The organism is Mesorhizobium sp. M1399 (genome assembly GCF_040317735.1).
GTDB lineage: Bacteria > Pseudomonadota > Alphaproteobacteria > Rhizobiales > Rhizobiaceae > Mesorhizobium.
Genome location: NZ_JAMYKZ010000010.1, coordinates 231,424 through 248,015, shown reverse-complemented (window position 1 = coordinate 248,015; position 16,592 = coordinate 231,424). Strand labels below are relative to the sequence as shown.

The following is a 16,592-nucleotide window of genomic DNA, read 5'->3' as shown; positions in this document are numbered from 1 at the left end:
GAGAACACACCCGATGGCGTAGAATGTCAATTGGCCGGTTGCGAAAAATCGTGGTGTCGGCTTGGCCCGGAGAGCAGCCGGTGCTAGCCAAGCAAGGGGGAGAACTGTCCTTTGGCGTCCAGCATTCACGACCTTGCGCGTCACCTGAACATTTCGATCGGCACGGTGTCGCGCGCGCTCAACGGTCGCGCCGACGTCAATGCCGACACACGCCAGCGCGTGCTCGATGCGGCCAAGAAACTGAACTATTCACCGAACCAGTCCGGCCGCAGCCTGCGGCGCGGCGCCACCCATTCGATCGCCTTCATGCTGCAGCCGCATCCGGGCGACCAGGAGTATGGCGAGCCGTTCTTCATTCCATTCCTGACCGGGCTGCAGGCCAAGCTCGCCGAAAGCGGGCTCGACCTGATCGTGGTGATGGGCGCGCCAGGCGACTATCAGCAGGAGCGCCTGCGCCGTGTCGTCGAGACCCGCCGGGCCGATGCCGTGGTGCTGGCCTGGACGCGGCGCGAAGACGAGCGCATCGACTATTTGACCCAGGCCGGTTTCCCGTTCGCGACGCTCGGCCGCAGCCGTTCCGGCGGCGATGCCTACCCCTCGCTCGACCTCGACTTCGAAAAAGCCGGAGCTGACGCCGTCGATCGTCTCGTCGCGCGCGGCCACCGGCGCATCGCCGCCATCCGCCCGTCGCTCGACCTCAATTTCGGCTATCTGTTCCTCGCCGGCTATCGCAAGGCGTTGCGGCGGCACGGCATCGAATTCGACCCCGAGTTGATCGCCGACGGCTTCATCAACGAGGCCGGCGGCTACGCGGTGACACCGAAGGTCATGCGCTCCAAGGACCCGCCGAGCGCCATCATCTTCAACAACGACGCGATGGCGCTTGGCGGCTGCAAGGCTCTGGCCGAGGCGGGAATCAAGCCCGGCCACGACATCGCGGTGATCGTCATCGTCGACACGCCGCTCTGCCGCTATTTTTCGCCGGCGCTGACCGGCTTCCGCCCGGCGCTGGAGCCGATGGGCGAGCGGCTGGCCGAAATGCTGCTGGCATCGATTCCGGCCTTCGCCGGCACCGAAGGCGCTCGCATCATCCGCGAAGTCTGGCCGCTGGAGCTTATCGCGCGCGATAGCGATTGAGCGCGGCGGTCACTGAGCAGGCTCAGATTGATCAAGCCGGCCGCGCTCGCGCTCCGGCGTTGCGACCAGCAAGGCCGCTGCGGCATTGGCGGCGGCAAGTGCCGCCTCGACAGGCTGCCCACGCGCAAGCCCCGCCGCGAAGGCGCCGACGAATTCGTCGCCGGCACCGTGGGTGCTGATGACCTTCACCGGCATCGCAGGCAAGGCGAACGCCTGGCCGTCGCGGTCGCGATAGGCGACCCCCTCCCCGCCGGCGGTGACGATGGCAGCCGGGTAGGAGCCGACGAGCATACCGGCCGCCTTCGCAGCAGCCTCGAGTGTGTCGACGACCGGAACACCGGCCAGGAATTCCGCCTCGATGGCGTTGACGATGACGATGTCGGTGAGCGCGATCAGCTCGGCGGACAGTTTCCGGGCGGGTGCGGCGTTGAGGAGGACGCGGCCGCCTTGCGCCTTCACCGCCCGCGCCGCGGCGATATTGGCGGCTTCCGGCACCTCGTTTTGCAGCAGCAGCACCGCCGTTTGCGCGATCAGCTCGGCCGCCTCCGCAATGTCCTTTTCGCTGAGAGTGAGGTTGCTGCCCGAGACGATCACCGCGCCATAGTCGCCGCTGTCGTCGAAAATCGCTACGCTCATGCCCGAGCCGGCGCCGGAAGCCTCCCGCACGGAGCGCCGGTCAACGCCCCAGCGATCGAGATTGTCGAGAAGCGTGCGGCCGAAATCGTCATCGCCGACAGCTCCGATCATTGCCGCACGCACGCCGGCCCGCGCTGCCGATACCGCCTGGTTGCCGCCCTTGCCACCGCATTTTGGATGCCAGGCATGACCGGTCACCGTTTCGCCCTTGCGTGGGCGATCGGGGGCTTCGACCATGATGTCGTAATGCAGGCTGCCGAATACGGTGACCAGCGGCGGGGAAGCCGTCATGTGCCCCTGACTTTCACGAGCCGCTGCCTTTCATGAGTTCTTGTCTTTCCGTTTCGACGTCACCGCGGACATGGTGCGGCCGAGATTGCGCTCCGCCGCCTGGTAGTCGCGTTGCGCCACCGCGACGAACAGCGCGTCGAGGATGTTGAGCTGGGCAATGCGCGCCGCGGCGTTCTCACCCATCAACGGCGAGCCTTGCGCGGTCGAGCAGAGCACGATGTCGGCGACGGCTGCCAATGGCGAGTTATCGTAGTTGGTGATGGCCAGCGTGCGTGCGCCGCTTTTGCGCGCAAGCTGTATAGCGTCGATGACGGCGCTGGTGTTGCCGGAATGCGAAAAGCCGACGGCGATGTCGTCGGCGCCGAGCAACGAGGCCGACATCAGCATCATGTGCGAATCGTCGTAGACAGAGGTGCGGATGCCGATCCGAAGGAATTTGTGCGAGACGTCGCGTGCGATCTGCGCCGAACCGCCGACGCCGTAGAAATCGCGGTTCCTGGCGCGGTAAAGCAGATCGGCGGCGCGGTCGAAATCGTCCATGTCGAGGATGGCGAGCGTCTCCTCCAGCGCCTGGATGGAGGTGCGGAACACCTTCTGCACGATTTCGGCCGAGCTGTCGTCCACCGACAGCTCCTGATGCATCTCGGCGGTCGGCAGGCGGCTGTATTCATAGACCGCCGTGCGGAAATCGCGATAGCCGGAAAAACCCAGCTTCTTCGCGATTTTGACCACCATCGCCTCTGAGACGCCGGCCTCCTCTGCGATCTGCTTGAGCGGGATAGTCTCGTCGAAGCCGCGCCTGCCGAAGACGGTTTCCACCACCTTCGCCTCGAGCGGCGTCAGATGCGGCATCATCATGCGGATGCGCGGCCCTACTGCTTTCAGATCCAGCCCGGTCAATGTCATCCACGTCCCCTCGTCACGCGATCGATAAGCATCGCGGCGAGGATTATAAGGCCAGTTGCCAGGAGCTGATAGAAGGACTGCACGTTCATCAGCGTCAGGCCATTGCGCATGCTGCCAAGGATGACGGCACCCAGGATTGTGCCGACGACGCTGCCCTTGCCGCCCATCAGCGAGGCACCGCCGATCGCCGCCGCTGCTATGGCGTCGAGCTCCCAGAGATTGCCGAGAATGGGTTCGGCCGCACCCAACCGGCCGATCAGGATCTGTGCGGCAAGCGCCGCCAGCAGGCCCGAGATCATATACGCGGCGATCTTGGTGCGGGCGATCGGCACGCCGGCTATATAGGCCGCTTCCTCATTGCCGCCGACGGCGAGCAGATATTCGCCGAACGGCGTCTTCTTGAGGATGATCCAGGCAATCAGCGCGACCACGGCCACGATAATGACCGCCAACGGCAATCCGAACAGCGAGCCATTGAAGATGGCACGGAAGCCGGCAGGCAGGCCGAGCACCGGATTGCCGCCGGTATAGATCAGCGCCAGCGCCCGGTAGGTGCTGAGCGTTCCCAGCGTGACGATGAAGGGCTGCAGCCCGACATAGGCGACCAGCACGCCGTTGAGCAGGCCGCAGGCAAGGCCGATGGCGAAGCCGGCGGCGATGGCCAGCGGAAACGGCACGCCGGCAACCAGCATCGAGGCCGAGATGACTGCCGAAAGAGCTGCCGTCGGCCCGACGGACAGATCGATGCCGCCCGAGATGATGACCAGCGTCATGCCCAACGCCAGGCAGGCATTGATGCTCGACTGCTGCAGGATGTTGATCAAATTGCGCTCGGCAAAGAAGCCGGGGACCAGCGCCCCGAAGACAGCGAGGATCACCACCAGGCCGATCAGCGTGCCAGCGTCGCGCACCGAAAACCGGTGCAGGAAATCTGCGCTTGGGCGCGCTGCTGTGTGTTGGGTTATATCGGTCATCCGCTGGTCCTGTCCGTTATGCACCGGCCCGACGGCCTTGCGCCTTGCCGGCCTCAATCTCCGTTTGGGGTATGGCGTGCGCGGCGATCGCCTGTTCGCTGAGACTTGCGCGGCCCAGTTCGGCGGCGACCGTGCCGTCGCGCATGACCAGCACCCGGTCGGCGAGCCGGATCACCTCGGGCAACTCGGACGAAACGACGATTGCCGAATGGCCTTCGGCGGCGAGCTCCTCGATCAGGTGGTAGATCTCCGCCTTGGCGCCGACATCGATGCCGCGCGTCGGCTCGTCGAACAGAAGGATCCGCGTTCCCGCCGCCAGCCAGCGGCCGATGATCGCCTTCTGCTGGTTGCCGCCGCTGAATAGGCGGATCGGCCGGTCGAGCAGGAACGGTCTGAGATTGACGCGTTTCATCTTCTCGGCTGCCACGCGCTTCAGCCGGCGGTGGTCGATGACGCCGCGCGGCGCGAACACGCCCATCGACGCCAGCGCCATGTTGCTGGAGATCGACCGCAACGGCACGATGCCTTCGCGCTTGCGCTCCTCCGGCACAAGGCCGATGCCGGCGGCGATGCCGCCGCGCGGACTGGAAAGTTTTATCGCCTTGCCGTCGATCTCCATTGTGCCTGATGACGCCCGGTCGGCGCCGGCCAGCAATCGCAGCAGCTCGGTGCGGCCCGAGCCGACCAGGCCGGCAATGCCCAGCACCTCGCCGCGATGCAGGTCGAACGAAACGTCATGGACCTTGGTCGCCGAGGCCAGGCCACGCACGCTCAGCCTGATCTCGCTGGAAGCATGCGAGCGGTGCTGTTCCTGCGCAAGTTCGCGGCCGACCATCATCGAAACGACGGCCTTTTCCGACACCTGCGCGAGATCAACGGTTTCGACCACGACACCGTCGCGCATGATGGTGGCGCGCTGGCAGATGCCGAACACCTCATCCAGCTTGTGCGAGACATAGACGACCGTGACACCGTCGCGCGCCAGGCCCGCAATCACTTCGGCCAGCCGTTCGAACTCGCTCGGCGTGAGGCTCGATGTCGGCTCGTCCATCGCCACGATCCTGGCGCGGTCGAGCAGCGCCCGGGCAATCTCGACGATTTGCCGCTGCGCCACCTTCAGCGAGCCAAGCGGGGCTGCCGGATCGATGGTCGGGTCGATGGCGGCCAGGGCTTCCGCAGCGCGGCGCTCCTGCTCGCGCCGTGCGACGAAGACGCCGCCGCGCGTCAGCGGATGGCCCAGGAACATGTTCTGGGCAACGCTGAGACGTGGCACCTGCTGTAATTCCTGATGGATCATCGCGACGCCCGCGGCCCGCGCCTGGACCGGGTTGTTCAGCGTCACCGGCCTGCCGTCGATGAAAACGCTTCCCGCTGTCGGCCGGTAGACGCCCGACAGGATGCGCAGCAGCGTCGACTTGCCGGCGCCGTTCTCGCCAAGCAGGCCATGGATTTCGCCGGCGCCGACCGAAAAGGACACGTCGCTCAGCGCCCGCACGGCCGGAAACAGCTTGGAAATGCCCTCGAATTGCAGCCGCGCTGACATTGCTTCGGTTCTCCAAGCAAGGGTGCCGACCCAAGGCCGGCACCCGCCGCCCTGCTCTATTGGCCTGCTGCCGCGTCCTCGAGCAGCGCTTTGCGCACGGCGTCGCCGCCGCCCGAGTAACGGTCGGCATTGTCCTTGGTGATCAGCGCCTGCGGGGTGGCAACAACACGCGGCAGCTTCTGCCCAGCCACCAGTCGCAGCGCCGATTCCAGCGCCACCTCGCCGGTCAGCACCGGGAAGCTGTCGACGGTACCGGTCAGCTCGCCGGCCCGGATCGAGGCATAAGCGTCGGAAATCCCGTCGGTGCCGAAGACGGCCACCTTGTCCTGCAGACCGGCCGCCTTGACCGCTTCGACGATGCCCAGCGCCATGCCGTCATTATTGGCATAGAAGCCGATCAGGTCGGGGTGCTGCTGCAGGATATTGGTGGCCGCGTCGTAGGAGGTCTGGCGATCCCAGTTGCCCGGCACGCTGGCGACGACCTCGAACTTGCCGCCTTCAGTGATCGTGCTCTTGAAGCCGTCGGTGCGCTGGACGGCGGCGTAGACGCCGGCCTGGCCTTCGACGATGGCAACCTTGCCGCCATCCGGCCGGTTCTTGATGAACCATTTGGCGACACGCACACCATTGTCGCGCTGGACATTGCCGACATAGTACTCGGCCTGCGGGATGACCGCGTCATTGACGTTGACCACCGGCACGTTGGCGGCCCTGGCCTGTTCCATGATCGGCTGCAAATTGGAGTCGGTCTGCGGTGAAACGAGCAGCACGTTGTAGCCTTGCGTGACCAGGCCTTCGGCGATGGTGAGCTGGCCGAGCTGGTCGCCCTCGCTCTGCGCCGCCTGGTAGACGACGGGCACGCCGATGCGGTCGCCGAACGACTTGTAGCCCTCACCCAGCGAGCGCCAGTATTCGTTGGTCAGCGTCTTGGAGACCGCACCCGCCTTGGTGCCCTCGGGCAGCTTGGGGAAAGCCCCGAACTTGGCCTCGAGCTGCGACCAGTCGATGCGATCCTTCTCGGTGTCGGAATTGAGCGGCGCGAGATCCGCGGAAAACACCGAGCCGATGGACAGCGTCATCAGGGCAGCGGTAGCGGTGACGAGCAGAAATTTCATGGTCTTTCCTCCCTTGTTGAAAAACGGTGATGGCGCCGGCCTCAGCTGTCCGGCCCGAGCATGGCTTCCTGGATGATGGCCTGCGACGCGACCGCGTCCTGACGATCGACGGCGGCTGACAGGCGGTTGTCCTTTTCCAGCCGCTCGACGACGCGCAGCATGCGCTTGACGGTGGCGATGTTGACTTCGCATTCGTGGACGGGATCGAGCCCGGTCATGTCGGGGAACGTGTCGAAGTAGATGGCCCCGGCATAGCCGTCGCGGCGGATCTGCCTGAGCAGCTCGATCGTCTGCAGCGTGTGCACGGCACCGACCATCAGGCCGTCGTCGCGCTTGGCGTAGCCGTCGTTGAGGTGCACGCCGAGCAGCTTGCTGTGCCGTGCTATGAGGGCGGCAGCGAAAGCCGGCTGCTCGTCGGCATAGAGCACGTGAGCGAAATCGAGCGTCACGCCGAGATTGGGCAGGCCGATCTCGCGGATCGCCAGCAATGTCGTCGCCGCATCGGGCATCAGGCTATAGGAGCGCGGCTCGTTGGGTTTGTATTCAAGGCTAATCTGGCAGCCCGGATCATGCGCCGCTACTTCACGAATGCCATCGATTTCGTGTTGCCAAAGTGTTGCGTAGTCAGCCTGGAAGGCGTAGTCGAAGCCATCCTGCCCGAGCCACAATGTCATCAGGCTGGCGCCGGCCTCGCGCGCGGCGTCGATGCCGGCCTTGGTCAGGTCGATGGCCTCGCGGCGAACGGAAGGATCCGGATTGGTGAAGGCGCCGAGCTTGAAGGCCGGATTAGAGTAGTAGCGCATGGCGAAGCCATTGATGGAAAGCCCGAGATCGCCGAGTTTGCGCGCCATTTCCGCAGGTTTTTCATCGACATGATCGGGGAAGTTGAGGTCGAGATCGGTCAATTCCGCAACCTTCGCCGCACGCGCCGCCATTTGCAGCATGGACGGTTTACCAACAAGATCAGGCCACTCGGCCTGTGGCCGCGAGGCAAAGGAATTGAGGCGGGTGGCGAAACGACAGACTGTCATCGGTGATCTTTCATTGTCATAACTTCACACAAGAATGGTTATTTGTAAAGTTATTAATTGCTCTTTCGATAGCAACGATTCGCCATGCACAGGCCAGTTGCGACCACACGAGGCCAGGCAAGCGCAGCACTGTCACGCAAGTATCATGTTCGCGTCCTAGATCGCTTCTCCGAAGGCTTTCGCGGCATTCTCGATGCGACGCGGCGCTTTTCAGATCCCGGCAGCTTTGTCTCAAAGAGGATATCCATGAAAAACCTGCACCGAACCGCGCCCCTCGCTGTCGCGCTCGCGATGTTCACCGCCTTGAGTCCGGCCTTGGCGGAAAACGCCGCGACCGTCGGCGGCGCCAACTTCGTCAACAAGGGCCTGGTCGGCGTCGGCCGCATCCCGGCCAGCCAGAAAGACAGGTTCGGCGAGACATTTGGCTCCGGCTCGGGCATGGCGATTGACGCTGCCGGCTGGACGCATGGCGCCGATGGCTACAAGGGCTCGCTATGGCTGCTGCCGGACCGCGGCTACAATGTCGTCGGCACCACCGATTACCGTCCGCGCCTCAACACGATCGCCCTCGAGTTCGCCCCGATCGCGCCGGGTGCAGTGCCAGCCGCCGGCCAGGAACAGTCGGGCCTCAAGGCAACGCTAGCCGACACCATGCTTTTGACCGACGACAAGGGCATCGATGCAACCGGCCTAGATCCGCTCAACGGCGTGCGCGCAGCGACCGACGACATGCCGATCCTGCCCGAAGCCAACGGCAAGCTCGCGCTCGATAACGAGGCGATCGTGCGGCTGCCCGACGGCACCATGTTCATCTCGGACGAATATGGTCCGAACATCTACCACTTCTCCGCCGATGGGCGTCTGATGTCGGCAACGCAGCCACCGGCGGCGCTTGTCCCGATGCGTCATGGAACGCCGAACTTCGCGTCCAACAATCCGGGACCTGGCGCGGCAGACCCAGATCCGAAGGATCCCGAAACCGGCCGCCAGAACAACCAGGGCCTCGAAGGCATGGCACTGACGCCCGACGGCAAGTTCCTGATCGCGGTGCTGCAATCGGCCCCCAGGCAGGATGGCGGCGATTCCGCTTCGACGCGCCAGAACACGCGCGCGCTGGTCTACGATGCCTCGGATCCGGCCCAACTCAAGCTTGCGCATGAATATGTTGTGCCGCTGCCGGTGTTCACCGATGCCAAGGGCAAGACCAAGATTGCCGCGCAGAGCGAAATCGTGGCTCTGTCGGACAAGACCTTCCTGATGCTGGCGCGCGACAGCGGCAACGGCCAGGGGGTGAAGGGCGACACCTCGCTCTATCGCGAGATCAGCGTCGTCGATGTGTCGGTGGCAACCGACATCGCCGGCACCGAGTTCGACAAGGACAAGCCGGTTGCGCCCAAAGGTGAGCTCGATCCCTCGGTGACGCCGGCCAAGCTGACGCCGTTCATCGACATCAACGACAAGACCGAGCTCGGCCGCTTCGGGCTGCACAATGGCGCGCCCAATGACCGCAACAACCTTTCGGAGAAGTGGGAGGCGATGTCGGTGGTGAGCGTCCTCGATCCAACACGGCCCGACGACTATTTCCTGTTCGTCGCCAACGACAATGACTTTCTCACCCAGGACGGCTTCCAGGTCGGCGCGGCCTACAAGGCCGAAGATGGCGCCGATGTCGACACGATGTTCCTGGTCTATCAGGTCACGCTTCCAGGCCTCGCCGGGAAGTAGCGACACCCCCAGGCAGGGGGCCGCGCCTAACGCGTCCGCCTGCCTGGCACGATCGAACGGTCGGGCCCTTCAGTTGCGGCTCGCCGGCACAAGGATTGTGTTCTAGTGGGTTTGCAAAACCTAAGACTGACGATCCGTCGAAGGCACTTACCTCAACATCTCCGCGTCCTTTGGCACGCCCGCATCGATCGGCTCGGCCGTCCTGTCCGACACGGCGGCGATCTTCCCGGCGGCCGACAGGTTCGGGCGCACGAAGACCGGCGCGACGCCGTCGACGCGGCTGTAGAGGTCGATAATGTCCTGATTCATGAAGCGCACACAGCCGGAGGAAGCGTTCTTCCCGATGGAATCCCACTCCGGCGTGCCGTGCAGCCGGTACATCGTGTCCTTGCCGTCGCGGAAGAGATATAGCGCGCGTGCGCCCAGCGGGCTGTGCGGGCCGGGCGGCATGCCGTCCTTGTATTTCGCCAGTTCCGGCCGGCGCTGGATCATCTCTGGCGGCGGCGTCCAGACCGGCCACTTCTTCCTCGCCTGAACCACAGCGCTGCCGGTCCATCCGAAACCGGCCTTGCCGAGGCTGACGCCATAGCGAATTGCCTTGCCGCCGTCGCGCACCAGATAGAGGAAGTGCTCGGAGGTATCGACGACGATCGTGCCGGGTTTTTCTCCGGTCGGATCGGACACGATTTGGCGCACGAATTTCGGATCGACCTTGGCTACCGGGATTGCCGGCAGTTGATAGCCCTCGTCGACGCGCGCCGCATACATACTTGCGGCATCGCCGAAAGCCGGATCGCTTGGCGCCGCGGTCACTGGCGGCGCCGCTACGTCCGTCGTGGTGCACGCCGAAAGAGCCACGGAGGCCGCGCCCAAAGCGGATGCACCAAGAAACGCACGCCGGTTCAGGCGCTCAAAAAACAGCGGAATATCGGACATGAACCCCCGGCTTGCCCATGAGATCCAGGAAAGATGCGGCCCCACGCGTGCAGGATCAATATACGATTCCGGAAGCTTTGAGAACATGATTGGATCAAGGCACGCCAGGCGGAATTCGCAACGCTGCGTCGACCTGTCTCGTTAAATCGGCAATCATTGCGGACCGGACTCAAGATAAGCCTTCGCCGAGTTGCCTGCCATGGACGACAAGATGCCCGCACGCCGGCGGACCAGCGACCTCACCAGTGGACCTATCCCGCGTACATTGCTGCTGTTCGCCCTGCCGGTGCTCGGCTCCAATGTTCTGCAGTCGCTCAACGGCTCAATCAATGCCGTCTGGGTCGGTCGTTTCCTCGGCGAAGCGGCGCTGACCGCCACGTCCAATGCCAACCTCGTGCTGTTTCTCATCCTCGGCACCGTCTTCGGCATCGGCATGGCGGCGACCATCCTGGTCGCGCAATCGGTCGGCGCCCGCGATCTGCCCGAAGCCCGCCGCATCGTCGGCACCAGCGCCACCTTCTTCTTCCTTGTCTCGGTGGTGTTCGCGGTCTGCGGCTGGATCTGGGTCGATACAATCCTCAATGCGCTCGGCACGCCGGCCGATGCGTTGCCGCTGGCGCGCTCCTATCTGCGTATCATTTTTCTCGCCGTACCGATGATGAACCTGCTGTCCTTCGTCATGACGGTGCTGCGCGGCGCCGGCGATTCGCGCACGCCTTTCCTATTCATGGCGCTGGCCGTCGTGCTCGACGTCATTTTGAACCCGTTGCTTATTCTCGGCATCGGCCCGTTCCCCGAACTCGGCATCGCCGGCTCGGCCACCTCGACGCTGATCGGCCAGACGGTAAGCGTGCTTGCCATCCTGATCGTGCTTTATGCGCGCAAGCACCCGCTGCGGCTGGCCGGCGCCAATCTTGCTCTGCTGCGGCCGGACCCGGCGCTGCTGCGCATTGTCGTCTTCAAGGGCGTGCCGATGGGCCTGCAGATGATCGTCGTCTCGTCCGCGGCGCTGACTGTGATGGGCATGGTCAATGCCTACGGCTCGCAGGTCGCGGCTGCCTACGGCATAGCCGCCCAGCTCTGGACCTATATCCAGATGCCGGCGCTCGCCATCGGCGCCGCGGTCTCGTCCATGGCGGCGCAAAATGTCGGCGCCGGGCGCTGGGACCGGATCGGCCGCATCGCCGCGTCCGGCGTCGGCTTCAACCTTGTGCTTACCGGCGTGCTTGTCGCGCTGCTGTTCGTATTCGATCGCGCGGTGCTCAGCCTCTTCCTCAGCAGCGACAGTGCAGCGATCGACATCGCCACTCACATCAACAAGGTCGCATCCTGGTCCTTCATCCTGTTCGGCATCACCATCGTGCTCTTCGCCACTGTGCGTGCCACGGGCGCGGTGATGCCGCCGCTGATCATCCTGGTGATCTCGGTACTTCTGGTGCGCACCAGCTTCGCCTATTTCTTTCGAAGTGCGATCGGTGAGGAAGCGTTGTGGTGGAGCTTTCCGGCCGGCTCGATAACCTCGCTCGTGCTGGCCACGGCCTATTATCGCTTCGGCGGTTGGCGCAGCGTGCACATGATCGAGAGCCGGCCGGCTGCCGGCGAACCGCCGGATACCGGCCTCGGCGTGCCGCGCCAGCGCGCGCATCTTTCGCCCGAGACGCCGAACGGCTGAAAGGCCGGCTCAGCGCGCGTATTTCGCGCCAAACCCGAGCGCCACCAGGGAAAAGACGACAATCATGCCGGCAAAGGCCAGGCTCGCCACGGTCGCGCTTGCCACGGTCGACAGGATGCCGATGCCGATGACCGGCAGCGCGTTGCCGCAAAAACAGCAGATGAAGAAGGCCGAGACCACTTCGGCGCGCCGGTCCGCCGGCGCGATCTCGTTCACCACTTGCAAGCCGCCGCGATAGCCGAGCGCTGCCGACACGCCACACAGAGCACTTGCGGCGACCATGATGGCCATCGAGGCGAAGACCTGCGCCGCAACGATCAGTGCGACGCTGGGGATCATCAGCGCAAGTGCCGCAAACATCGCGGCCCGGCTCGAAAGACGCGTCGTCGCCACGATGGTGCCGGCCGCCACGATCGACAATTCAAAGAACAGAGCGCCGGCTACCGCATGGTTGGCTACCTGCAGTTGCTGCGCCAGGATGCTCGGCGCGAGTGCCGCATAAAAGCCGACGAGCGCCATCGCGCCAAAGCCGGTCACCGCCGGCGCAACGAAATTTGCGCGGATGTCATCAGGCACGGAAAGCCGCGGCCGCATCGAGACGTCAGCCAGTTTTCCCGGCCGCGAAACGGTTTCCTGCGTACGCCAGATCAGCAGGGTTACGATCGCTAGCATCGCCAGGTGGACGACGAATATCAGCCTGAGCGGCCAAGGTGCGTATTCTGCGAGCAACCCGGCCCCCAGCGCACCAATGCCGAGGCCGAGAAAATTGGTGCTGGTGGCAATCGTCGCCGCCTGTGACTTGTCGTTGGCCGAGAGCAATTCGGCGAGCCAGGCCGTCCCAGTCCCGGCGCCGACGCCAATTCCCAATCCGCTCAAAATCCGGGCGATGTCGAGCCACGCGACATTTTCTGCGAACAGGAAAAACACCGCGCTGACGACGGCCACCGCCATCCCGGCCAATGCCATCGGACGGCGCCCGATAACATCGGACACACGGCCCAACATCAGCAGCGCTGCCAGATTGCCGATGACATAGACGGCGTAGACCAGCGTCAAAGTGATCTGCGAGAAGCCGAAGACCTGCTTGTAGATGATGTAAAGCGGCGTCAGCGCCGTGCTGCCGGCGAAAAGAGCCGCGATCATGGCAGCCACGGCAGCCGCTGCGGCGCTGCCGCCGAGTTCGTGATCGCGCGTCATGACTTGAGCGTGAGCTGTCATTTTTCGACCTTTTGCTGTTCGGGATCTGACACCAAACGCCTTTTTCGCGTCAGCCGTTCCCCCTTCCCGACTTGCTCCTGACAAGTTTGGCAGCTTTGCCGATGGCGCTGAGCGAGATCCTCTTTTAACCTCAGCGGATTGTCAGGGGAGATTCATGGGCAAAGGACGGGTCGAGGCATTCACCGATGGCGTGGTCGCCATCATCATCACCATCATGGTGCTGGAATTGAAGGTGCCGCATGGCGAGGATTTTTCCGCGCTGGCACCACTCTGGCCGATATTCCTCAGCTATGTGCTGTCCTTTATCAATGTCGGCATCTACTGGAACAATTTGCACAACATGTTCCATACCGTGCAGCGGGTTGACGGCCGCGTGCTGTGGGCGAACCTCAACCTGCTGTTCTGGCTATCGCTGATGCCGGCGACGACAGCCTTCATGGGTGAGAACCATTTCGCGCCCGTGCCGGTCGCCGTCTATGGCGTCGACCTGGCGCTCTGCGCCATCGGCTTCAACATCCTCACCATGGCCCTGCATCGACTGCACAGCAGCGAAACCCTTTTCGCCAGGGCATTGGGCAATGACCTCAAGGGAAAGATCTCGCTGGCCCTCTATATCGCCGCCGTCGCACTGACCTTCGTCAATCACTGGATCGGTGTCTCGATCTATGTCCTGGTAGCGCTGATCTGGTTAGTGCCGGACAGGCGCTTCGAGCGGCTAATCGAGAAATAGACAGACCATGATCCCGAACCGAAGGACCGCGTCAGCGAAAAGTGGATGCCGGTTTTCGGAAAAGATCATGGTCCAACGAGAAGATAGAGCCCATCCCGAATTTTATCGGGATGGAACAGGCTCTAGCCTCGCATTTCCTTCAGCTTTTCCGCTACCGAGGCGGCAAGGTCGGCGTAGCGCTCCTCCAGCCGCTCGGCCGCCTTGATCACTGAAAAATCATGGCCGAACTTTTCCAGCGCCATACGCAGCTTTTCGACGAACTCCGCCTGTTTTTCGAGCGCCGAAAAAAGCGTTTTCACTTGCGCTTCGCTGATGTCGGGATTGGCAAGCATTTGCGGCACTTCGCGGCTCATCTGGTCGCCGGTTGCGGTCTGTTCTTTCAGGATCTCGATCCAGTCGGTCAATCGTCAGTCTCCTTTTTCGATATCAGCATGCGCAGCGCCCGCCGACGCGGTCAACCCGAAGATACCGGCATCGGCTTGCGCGAGCCTCGTTCCGCGCTAAGTTCGCCGCGGCCAGAACAGGAGAAAATCATGACCACCAACGCCGAGATCCAGACCGCCCTGCCCGCACTTGCCTCCGGTAATGTCGCCGTCATCACCGGCGCGGCCAGCGGCATCGGCCTTGCCGCGGCCAAACGACTAGCGGCGATGGGCATGAAGATCGTGCTGGCCGACATCGGCGGCGCACGCCTCGATGAGGCCCGACACGCCGTCGCCGCCATCGCCGGCGAGAGCGCCGTGCTTGCCGTTGCAACTGACGTCTCGAAAGCCGACGAGCTCGACCGACTGGCCGAACGGACATTCGGCGCCTTCGGCGACGTCTCGCTGCTGATGAACAATGCCGGCGTCGGCAACAACCCCGGCAAGCCCTGGGAGAACCGCGAGGCCTGGAAGCAGTTGCTGGACATCAATTTCTGGGGTGTCATCCATGGCGTCGAGGCCTTTGCGCAGCGCATGCTGGCGGCGGGAAAGCCGGGTCTGATCGTCAACACCGGCTCCAAGCAAGGCATCACCACGCCGCCCGGCAACCTCGCCTACAACGTCTCCAAGGCTGGCGTGAAGACCTATACCGAGGGCCTTGCACACGCGCTGCGCAACGAGCCCGGCGCCAATGTCGCGGCGCATTTGCTCATTCCCGGGTTTACCTTTACCGGCCTGACCGAAGGTGCGACCGAAAAGCCGGCCGGCGCCTGGACCGGCGAGCAGGTCATCGACTTCATGCTGGCCTCGGTGCTGCGTGGCGATTTCTACATCCTGTGTCCCGATAACGAGGCGACCCGGTCCATGGACGAAAAGCGCATGGCTTGGGCGATTGGCGACATCATCGAGAACCGCCCTGCCCTGTCGCGCTGGCACCCGGACTACAAGGAAGCCTTTGCAGCATTCATGAAATGATCCGGCGAACGTCGCGCAGGAACCCGGACAACAGGCTCCCTCACGCCGAAGCGTGCTTCTTCGCGTTGCGCTTCTTGGCCACGGCTTTGGGTGCGGCCATGTCGGCAACCTGTTCGTCGTGCCGCTTCGCCGCGCGTTCACATTTGGCCCGGATTTCCTCGACTTCGGATTCGGTCAGGTGCTCGATGCCGATAAAGGTATTCTTGGCTTTGCTGACGCGGATCAACTCGTCGAGCTTGGCCTGGATCGCTGCACTGTCGCGGTTCTGGGTGTTCTGGATGAGAAACACCATCAGGAAGGTGACGATCGTGGTGCCGGTATTGATGACGAGCTGCCACGTGTCGGAAAAGCCGAAGACCGGACCGCTTGCCGCCCAGACCACAATGATCAGGAAACAGACGGCAAACGTCGGCGGCAGACCGGCAAGATGGGCGATATGGTTGGCGATCCTGGTGAACAGCTTTTCGATCATGGCAGGGAGAAACAATCGGCAACTGCTTCGAGTTCCCTGCGAGGAGGAATTCACGGTCAAACAGCGCACGCGCCGCGCTCGCAACGATCAGGCGGCGTCGTTTTCCCAGCGGTCGAGGAAAGCCTCGATAGGCAAGGCCTGCATGTCGGGGACTGCCCTGGCCAGTTTCTCGACCGGCCAGTCCCACCAGGCAAGACGTTCGATCCGTGCCGCAGTTTCCGCGCTGAAGCGCTGGTACAATGGCTTGGCCGGAACGCCGGCGACGATTGCATAGGCCGGCACGTCGCGCGTCACCACCGCGTTGGCACCGACGATCGCGCCATTGCCGATCACTATGCCAGGCATGATCACCGCGCCATGGCCGATCCAGACATCATGGCCAATGCTGACGGCTTTCGCCCGCCGCCGGTCGCGGAACGCCTGATCGACACCCAGCCAGCGGAAGTACTCGTTGGGCCGGTAGCTGATCTTGTGTTGCGTCAGCCGCTCGACCGGATGCTCCAGCGCATTGATGCGGCTGTTGGCGGCGATCGAGCAGAACTTGCCGATCGTCGTGTAGATCGCCTCGGCGTGGCGCTCGAAGTAGGAGAAGTCGCCGACCACCACCTCGCGCAGGATGACCCGCTCGCCGATCGACGCATAGCGTCCAAGCTTGCAAGCCTTCAGCTCCGCCGTCGGATGGATGCGCGGCTCGGGATCTTTCAGGACAAGGTGTTCGGGACGGTCCATGCGCGCGCTTTACGCCGGCACGCATAGTCTCGCAAGCCGAGTGCAGCGCCGCGCATCCGTTTGGATGCGCCAAGGACCCT

16 protein-coding genes are annotated in these 16,592 nt (G+C 63.7%); 5 read left to right on the top strand and 11 right to left on the bottom strand.

Annotation, left to right across the window (positions count from 1 at the left end; genetic code table 11):
• Positions 1–111 precede the first annotated feature (111 nt).
• Complete coding sequence (locus NKH05_RS19555) at positions 112–1,137, top strand: LacI family DNA-binding transcriptional regulator (protein ID WP_352589918.1); 1,026 nt, start codon at positions 112–114, stop codon at positions 1,135–1,137.
• A gap of 9 nt (positions 1,138–1,146) precedes the next feature.
• On the opposite strand, the gene NKH05_RS19550 is transcribed toward NKH05_RS19555, so the two are convergent.
• Genes NKH05_RS19550 through NKH05_RS19525 form a run of 6 tightly spaced genes read right to left on the bottom strand, consistent with a single transcriptional unit; the run spans position 1,147 to position 7,633 of the window.
• Entirely contained in the window at positions 1,147–2,064 is a 918-nt protein-coding gene (locus NKH05_RS19550; protein ID WP_352788522.1) for a ribokinase, read from the bottom strand.
• Positions 2,065–2,094: 30 nt separating this feature from the next.
• Entirely contained in the window at positions 2,095–2,970 is an 876-nt protein-coding gene (locus NKH05_RS19545) for a MurR/RpiR family transcriptional regulator (protein ID WP_023721163.1), read from the bottom strand.
• Positions 2,967–3,944: an ABC transporter permease gene (locus tag NKH05_RS19540; RefSeq protein ID WP_352855203.1), complete on the bottom strand. Its 978-nt coding sequence runs from the start codon at positions 3,942–3,944 to the stop codon at positions 2,967–2,969. Before NKH05_RS19540 ends, NKH05_RS19545 begins: the two co-directional genes overlap by 4 nt.
• 16 nt (positions 3,945–3,960) lie before the next feature.
• A complete protein-coding gene (locus NKH05_RS19535) occupies positions 3,961–5,487 on the bottom strand; it encodes a sugar ABC transporter ATP-binding protein (RefSeq protein WP_352589909.1) in 1,527 nt (508 codons plus the stop codon).
• A 56-nt stretch (positions 5,488–5,543) separates the two neighbouring features.
• Positions 5,544–6,602, bottom strand: a complete 1,059-nt coding sequence (locus NKH05_RS19530) for a sugar ABC transporter substrate-binding protein (RefSeq protein ID WP_352482899.1) — start codon at positions 6,600–6,602, stop codon at positions 5,544–5,546.
• 41 nt (positions 6,603–6,643) lie between these two features.
• Complete coding sequence (locus NKH05_RS19525) at positions 6,644–7,633, bottom strand: TIM barrel protein (protein ID WP_352495131.1); 990 nt, start codon at positions 7,631–7,633, stop codon at positions 6,644–6,646.
• A gap of 246 nt (positions 7,634–7,879) precedes the next feature.
• On the opposite strand from NKH05_RS19525, the gene NKH05_RS19520 reads away from it, so the two are divergent.
• Complete coding sequence (locus NKH05_RS19520) at positions 7,880–9,358, top strand: esterase-like activity of phytase family protein (RefSeq protein ID WP_352482897.1); 1,479 nt, start codon at positions 7,880–7,882, stop codon at positions 9,356–9,358.
• A 147-nt stretch (positions 9,359–9,505) separates the two neighbouring features.
• Here NKH05_RS19520 and NKH05_RS19515 read toward each other — a convergent pair whose 3' ends face one another.
• Entirely contained in the window at positions 9,506–10,294 is a 789-nt protein-coding gene (locus tag NKH05_RS19515; protein WP_352481524.1) for a L,D-transpeptidase, read from the bottom strand.
• A 199-nt stretch (positions 10,295–10,493) separates the two neighbouring features.
• On the opposite strand from NKH05_RS19515, the gene NKH05_RS19510 reads away from it, so the two are divergent.
• The gene (locus tag NKH05_RS19510; protein WP_352481525.1) at positions 10,494–11,966 is read left to right on the top strand and encodes an MATE family efflux transporter; all 1,473 of its coding nucleotides are present in this window, start codon (positions 10,494–10,496) and stop codon (positions 11,964–11,966) included.
• A 9-nt stretch (positions 11,967–11,975) separates the two neighbouring features.
• Here the strand turns inward: NKH05_RS19510 and NKH05_RS19505 are convergent, their stop codons facing one another.
• Complete coding sequence (locus NKH05_RS19505; protein ID WP_352481526.1) at positions 11,976–13,163, bottom strand: MFS transporter; 1,188 nt, start codon at positions 13,161–13,163, stop codon at positions 11,976–11,978.
• A 175-nt stretch (positions 13,164–13,338) separates the two neighbouring features.
• On the opposite strand from NKH05_RS19505, the gene NKH05_RS19500 reads away from it, so the two are divergent.
• Positions 13,339–13,914: a TMEM175 family protein gene (locus NKH05_RS19500; protein ID WP_023721173.1), complete on the top strand. Its 576-nt coding sequence runs from the start codon at positions 13,339–13,341 to the stop codon at positions 13,912–13,914.
• Positions 13,915–14,036: 122 nt separating this feature from the next.
• On the opposite strand, the gene NKH05_RS19495 is transcribed toward NKH05_RS19500, so the two are convergent.
• On the bottom strand, positions 14,037–14,318 hold the full coding sequence (locus NKH05_RS19495) for a hypothetical protein (RefSeq protein ID WP_023721174.1): 282 nt from the start codon (positions 14,316–14,318) through the stop codon (positions 14,037–14,039).
• A gap of 129 nt (positions 14,319–14,447) precedes the next feature.
• Here NKH05_RS19495 and NKH05_RS19490 point away from each other — a divergent pair, with 129 nt between their 5' ends.
• Positions 14,448–15,311: an SDR family NAD(P)-dependent oxidoreductase gene (locus NKH05_RS19490; protein ID WP_352481527.1), complete on the top strand. Its 864-nt coding sequence runs from the start codon at positions 14,448–14,450 to the stop codon at positions 15,309–15,311.
• 40 nt (positions 15,312–15,351) lie between these two features.
• Here NKH05_RS19490 and NKH05_RS19485 read toward each other — a convergent pair whose 3' ends face one another.
• The gene (locus NKH05_RS19485; protein ID WP_031194582.1) at positions 15,352–15,783 is read right to left on the bottom strand and encodes a low affinity iron permease family protein; all 432 of its coding nucleotides are present in this window, start codon (positions 15,781–15,783) and stop codon (positions 15,352–15,354) included.
• Between the two features lie 87 nt (positions 15,784–15,870).
• The gene (locus NKH05_RS19480; RefSeq protein ID WP_023721177.1) at positions 15,871–16,512 is read right to left on the bottom strand and encodes a DapH/DapD/GlmU-related protein; all 642 of its coding nucleotides are present in this window, start codon (positions 16,510–16,512) and stop codon (positions 15,871–15,873) included.
• Positions 16,513–16,592: the final 80 nt, after the last annotated feature.